Here is a 6,044-nt window from a genome sequence, read left to right as displayed (position 1 = left end):
TGGTGCGCCGCACCAGCTGGGCCGCGTCGAATTTCGTCACATCAACCCCAGACCCGGAATCCCTCGTCATTTCCCGCCAGGACTGGCAATGCGTGCTGGATCAACTGGCCTCGACTCCCTGAAATGGCCAAAGTCGAGATTGGACGGAATGATCGATTCCGGGACAATCGTCGGAGGCTGAACACGAAAAGGGGGAAATGGGGGACTTACCACAATATCCGCCGCTGGCAATCCTCCTTACGATACTGTGTCCGCGGGGTGGACTTCTCTACTGTGTTTCCGGGATGAGTTCCAACGCGGCGTCGCCAACGCCGCTTGAGCGTATGCAGGCCAAGTTTGCAGTTTGCGGACGGGCTGTCGTGCGGACAAGCGTCCGCTGACGCAGCAGGTCCGCGGTCAGCGGCGCCAGATACCGGGGCTCCGGCTCTGCCTCCAGTCGCAGCTTGGTCGGCCGCAGCATCACCAGGGCACCGTCGCCGCCCGCGAACTCCAGGTCCGCGACATCAATGGCCACCAACCCAGCATGTCGGTCACAAACCGCACCAGCAGTTCCGGCCGGGTCGGGAGACGGATGCGGTCGCGCTCGTCCGGATACCAAGCCGCCGCCCGACCCAGTGCCCAGGTCCGGAAGACCGCCCAGTCGCAGGCCCAGGCGATGCGGGTGTTCGGCGCGGCGGCCTCCAGCGCGGTGGTAATGGAGAGGCTCGAGGTCGCCAGCCAATCGTCACCGCGGAAGAGCGCGTGGGCGACCGCGCCCGGCAGACGGCCGAGGGCGGGGTCGAAACGCCCGCAGGGTGCGAGCGCGGTCACACCCGCTCCATGGCCACGACGCCCGATTTGATGGACCGACGGGTCCCGCCGAAGTTGATGTCCAGGATGTCCTGGTCGCGAATGCCGACCACCAGGCCATCGCCGAAGAAGGGGTGTCGCACCCGGTCGTTGATGCCCCAGTCGCCGGGGGGCACCGGGGCCGTCGGCGGCTGCGCCGGTGGTTGGTAGCGTTCCTCAAGCCCCACTTCGCCGAGGTACCGATTGAGCACCGGTGCCGCCTGGAGCGCCGCCTCCGGCAAGGGCGAGTCGGGGTCAGCGCCGGACAGCCGACGGGTGATCGCCTCCCCGAGTGCCGAACTGGTGCGCAGATTGGCCTCGAAGGCGAAGGGACTGGCGGCGGTCTTCGCCGAACCGGGACCCCGGGTGGGAGTGCCCAGCCAGGCCGCATCGAAGCGCGCATCCGGCGGCACGACCAGCAGGAGCTGTTCCTGGACGCGGGTCATCGCCACGTAGGCGAGCCGCCGTTCTTCCTCGGCACTCGCGCGGCGCGACGGGAACAGCCCGTCTTCCAGCCCGGTGACGATGACCAGGGGGAACTCGCGCCCCTTCACCTGGTGGATCGACGACAGCAGCACCGCGTCGCCGCCGGCCTCGTAGCGTTCGCGGGACCGCCGCAGCGCATCCATGCGGGCGACGAACTCACCCACCGTGGTGCGGGTACGCACCGCCCAGTCCAGGAGCGTCTGATAGGCCAACTCCTTTTCGGCTGCCGCCTCAGTGGTGGCCGAGGTGGCGAAGGCACTCACCAGATCGGTGGTGGCGGCATAGCACCGCAGCGCCTCGGCGGCCGGCAGGTCGGCCCAGCCCAGAGCCTCGTGCCACAGTTGCGCACGGTCGCTGATCCGCGTTTCGTGATAGGGCTTCTTGGCCTGGCGGGCGGTCTCCATGAGCAGGGTCGGGGCCTGCGCGGGGGCGCGGACGATGGCATCGGCCAGGGTATCGAGCGTGGCCGCCGTCAGCCACAGGGTCGGGGTTGCGAGCATGTGCCGGACGATCTCGCGCGCCCGCGGCTCGGCGAAGAGGGTGCCGGCGGCCAGGCGCAGGTAGCCGAGCAACCCGGCGATCTCGGGGACCCGGAAAAGGTCGTCCTTCGCCTTGACGTAGGGGATGTCGCGTTCCAGCAGGGCCAGTTCCAGGCTCAGGGTCTGTGCCCAGAGCCGGGCGAGGACCGCGACCTCGCGCAGCGACCGCCCGCCGCGCCGCCAGCCGTCGATGGCCGCCACCACCGCGGCCTGGTCCCCGGCCGAGGTGGCGTGGAGCACCTCAATGCCGGTGTCCGGCGTGGACGGTGCCGAAACGCACAGGGTGTCCATGCGGTTGCGGTTGTGGCCGATCAACTGGGCGGCGGCCAGCGACACCCGGTGGCCGAAGCGGAAGGTCCGGGACAGGGTGTAGCGGGTCGCCCCGGGGAAGTGCCGGGCGAACTCGCTCCCCATGACCTCCGGGCGCGCACCTCGCCAGGCGTAGATGCACTGCGAATCATCGCCCACCGCATTCAGGTGCGCCCGGGTACCCACCAGTTGGATCAGCAGTTCCACCTGGACGCGACTCACGTCCTGGAACTCATCGACCACCACCAGGTCCAGCTTGTTCGTGACCAGCGCGAGCGCCTTGGGGTTGGCGCGCATCACCGCCACGGGGTCCGACAGCAGATCGGCGAAGAACCGCAGGCCAGCCCGCTCCCGCGCCTGCTCAAAGCGCGCGAACGCCCGGACGAAGTAGGCGCAGGACGGCAGCAGGCCAAAGGTCGGGAAGGCGTCCGCGGCGGGCAGCAGGTCCGACTTGACCAGCCCGATGAAGGCGCGGAATGCCTCGAACGCGTCCTGGCTCGGGTACTCGTCGCTGCCCTCCTCCTTCAGCGCCGCCAGGGCGGCCTCGCGGGCGAGCTTCTTCTCCACGGCTTCGCTCGCCTCTAGCCGACGGCGGGGCAGCAGTTCGTGCTTCTCGAACAGCGCGATCAGCGACAGCCCCAGGCTGTGGAAGGTGGACACCTTGGGCGCGGCGCGGTGCGTCGGCAGCGCGCCCGCGAGCCGGGTCTGGAACTCCTTGGCCGCCTCGCGGTTGAAGGCGAGCACGCGGATACGCTCCGCCGGCACCCCCTGCTCCAGCAGGAACAGGACCCGGCCGACCAGCATGTGGGTCTTGCCCGAGCCGGCCACGGCGTAGGTCAGGCTATGGCCGCCGGTGTGCTCGATGGCGCGCAGTTGTTCGTCGGTGTAGCTCATGGCTTGCTCTGTTCGGGGACCATCTACCGGCTCCGCTCCAACTCCAGCCAGGTTTCCAGCCGCTGGCCCATGGGCACCAGGGCCGCGTGGGGAAAGCGCGGCGCTTTGGCCAGCGCCAGCTCGCGCCAGAACCGCACATGATCGCGGTCGCTGGTCTCGCCGTGGTCCTGGCGATAGGCCAGGTTTCCGCGAAAGTTCCCGTAGGTGATTCCGCCCCGCCCTCCCGGCGCTGCTCGTGGAAGACGAGGGCCCCGGTGGGGCGGGTATTGGTGATACTGGGCAGCGCGATGGTTTCAGTGAGCGGCATGTTCGGCCTCATCGCCGGACGGTGCGGCCAGAATCAGGGCCATCGCGGTCGCGGCGTTGGTCAGTGCGTCCAGGATGGACCGGGCACCGCCGGCTGCAACAGGGTAGCTGGCCAGCATGCGTTCCCCCGCCTGGGCGGCTTGGTCGAGGGTGTCTTGCAGGGCGTCCTCGAACCAGGGCATCCCGGGGTCCAGTTGGATCAGCCAGTCGAGCGCCCAGGCGCCCTCGTCCTCCGGCGTGGGCACAGCCGGGGAACGCCCCACCGCGACCCGCAGCCGAGCACAGACCAGATGGTCGCCGATGGCCTGAAGGGCGGCAGCGGCCAGTCGATGACTGGTCTGGGACATGTACTGCGCCAGGCTGGCGGCGGGACCGGGCGGCTGGCTCGCAACACTGGATACCGAACGACTTGCGCACACAACCCGTCTCAGGATCGCCCCATCGCCTCCGGGTGCAACAGTGCCAGACCGAAATAGCGGTAGAAGGCATCCGCGTCGTTCGCGACCACACTCGCCCAGGCACCGTCGAGCCGCTCGCGCGTTGGCGCATCCTGCGGGTGTGCGCAGTCGTTGCGCAGACTTCGGAGATCCTCCAGCGTCCGGGCGCGGCGCTTGCGGACCTCGGGTTCGGGCGCGAGCAGGACGGCGGGGTTGGGTAGACCCGCGGCGATGAAGTCCCCGACCAAGCCGCGTAACAGGCGCTCGGCTGGGGTCTGGGCCGGGGAGTCGCCCTTGATGGCCTTCTGGAGCCAGGCGACCATGGGTCCGAGCTCAAGCTGGCCGAGCTGGCCGTCGAGAAAGCGCGTCAAAGGTCCAGCGAGGCCCCGCTCGCCGTCCGGCACCCCGAAATGCTGGGCGGCCTTGGCCGTGCCGCGCTCGGGTGCGCCGTCCCGCCAGGCCTGACGCAAGGGGGAGAACAGGCGGTTGCCCAGGCTCCACTCGACCGCAAGCCCCAGTTCCAGGCCGGCATAGCGCGCGAGTCCGTCCTCGCCCAGACAGCGCAGGGCGCAGGCGAGGAAGCGCCGCTCGGGGTCGTCCAGCGCCTCATCCCAGATCCGCCCGAGCAGTCCGCGGAGCTGCCTGCCTGACTCGGCCAGCTCGCCGTCCGAAACCTTCCGGCTCTCCTCTGCGACCCGATGGGCGAGCGCCCGACCGATCTCGGACTCGATGCGTTCGCGCTCAGGCGCGTCGGCCGCGAGCCAAGCGTCGCGGCGCTCGGACCAGATCTCGATCCAGGTGTGCGCCAGCGCCTGCGCGAATCCCGACCAGCGGATCGAAAGACCCGCGACCAGGGTGCGGTGCATCGCGAGCGTCATCGACTCGAATGCCTGCCAGGCGCGCTCGCGCGCATGGGCGTCGGCGCTTGCGATCAATTCATCCAGCGTTGCCTGGCGCCGCTCCGCGAATGGCGCCCAGACCGCGTCCAGCGCGGGGGCCAGCGGGGCGCGCCAGTCGGCCAGCCCCGGATCGGCGACCGGCGCGCCCCGCGCATCGGCGAAGAGTCCGTCGACGAAATCGCGGAGCAGCCAGCGCAGCAGGTCGTCGCTCTGCGCGAGCAGGAGTCGGGTGTCGGCCGCGCTCGTCGGCTGGTCGAGCGCCAGCGTCATCAGCTTGAGATCGAGTAGGAGCTGCGCGACCCGTGCGACCCGCCCGGCGACCTCCGCCCGGTCGGCATCCTCCGGCGCCTGCTGCATCAGGAGCGCCGCCGCGCGCTGCCAGCACGGCTGCGCGCGCGGCCAGTCGCGGCGGCGGCCATAGTGCTCGGCGAGCGCGAGCTGGCCCTCGGGGTCCAGCGGGCGGGCGGCGACATAGTCGTGCAGCACCCGCAGCGCGCCGTCCGGGTTGCCGCGCCGCTCCAGATCCTCGGCTTGCAGCCGGACGCCCTCGGCGGTGCCGCCGAAATAGAGTGCGCGGATCTCCGCGAGACGTTGGGCGGCCGGGACCAGCTCGGCGGCGCGGTGGGATTGACGCGGGGTCTGGAGATACTGGGCCATGCCCTGTTGCAGCGCGTTCAGTGCTGCGCTGTGCATCGCGGGCGAGGCGGGGGCGCTGCCCGGCTGGTCGGGGTCCAGGTGCTCCAGGACGATCTCCGGGAGGAACTGGGGTTGGCGGGCGGCGAGGGAGCAGTTGAGGGTCAGTCGGAACAGCGATTCGCGCAGTGGCCTGAGCGTATAGAGTCCATGGGATTCCAGCTCGCGCAGACGGCTTAAGCCCTCGTCGGCCGAGTCCTGGGCGCCCATCGGGTCGTCGAGTTGGAGCAAGGCGAGGGCCTTGTTGCCGAGGGCCTTGGTTTCAGCCTTGGCGCGGTCGATGCGCAACGCCTCGTCCGGGCGGCCTTCCGGTACGGCTGCGAGCCCGATCGCCTTGTCATAGGCGTCCACCGCCGCCGCCAGTGCGGCCGGGGTGCCTTGGGCTGCGAGCGCGACGCCCTTGTTCAAGCATGCATTGGCCAGGCCGTTGCGGTACTCGGCCACCGAGAGGTCGAGCCCCCGGCGCAGCCTGATCGCCTCGTCTTGGGCGTCCACCGCCGCCGCCAGCGCGGCCCGGGTGCCCTGAGTTTTCGGGCTCTTTGGGATCTCAGTAGGTCGGCATATTTATAAATTACATGATGTTATGACGACATGTAGGGCGTCATAGAGTCGCATAACGAGCCGCATCGACAAGCCCCTGACAGGGCTTGGAG

4 protein-coding genes are annotated in these 6,044 nt (G+C 69.8%); all 4 read right to left on the bottom strand.

Annotated features, from left to right (window positions below):
* Nucleotides 1–459: 459 nt before the first annotated feature.
* Nucleotides 460–810 carry a hypothetical protein gene (locus tag QZX93_RS09800; protein WP_295386140.1) on the bottom strand — a complete coding sequence of 117 codons (351 nt, stop codon included), beginning with the start codon at nucleotides 808–810 and terminating at the stop codon, nucleotides 460–462.
* Nucleotides 807–3,056: an ATP-dependent helicase gene (locus tag QZX93_RS09795; protein WP_295386138.1), complete on the bottom strand. Its 2,250-nt coding sequence runs from the start codon at nucleotides 3,054–3,056 to the stop codon at nucleotides 807–809. Before QZX93_RS09795 ends, QZX93_RS09800 begins: the two co-directional genes overlap by 4 nt.
* Before the next feature lie 293 nt (nucleotides 3,057–3,349).
* Entirely contained in the window at nucleotides 3,350–3,709 is a 360-nt protein-coding gene (locus QZX93_RS09790; RefSeq protein WP_295386136.1) for a hypothetical protein, read from the bottom strand.
* An 80-nt stretch (nucleotides 3,710–3,789) separates the two neighbouring features.
* The gene (locus QZX93_RS09785; RefSeq protein WP_295386134.1) at nucleotides 3,790–5,886 is read right to left on the bottom strand and encodes a hypothetical protein; all 2,097 of its coding nucleotides are present in this window, start codon (nucleotides 5,884–5,886) and stop codon (nucleotides 3,790–3,792) included.
* Between the last annotated feature and the right edge of the window lie 158 nt (nucleotides 5,887–6,044).

Source organism: uncultured Thiodictyon sp. (assembly GCF_903946935.1).
Taxonomy (GTDB): Bacteria; Pseudomonadota; Gammaproteobacteria; order Chromatiales; family Chromatiaceae; genus Thiodictyon.
The sequence above is the reverse complement of the archived record's forward strand: the minus strand, read 5'-3'. Positions and strand labels throughout refer to the sequence as shown.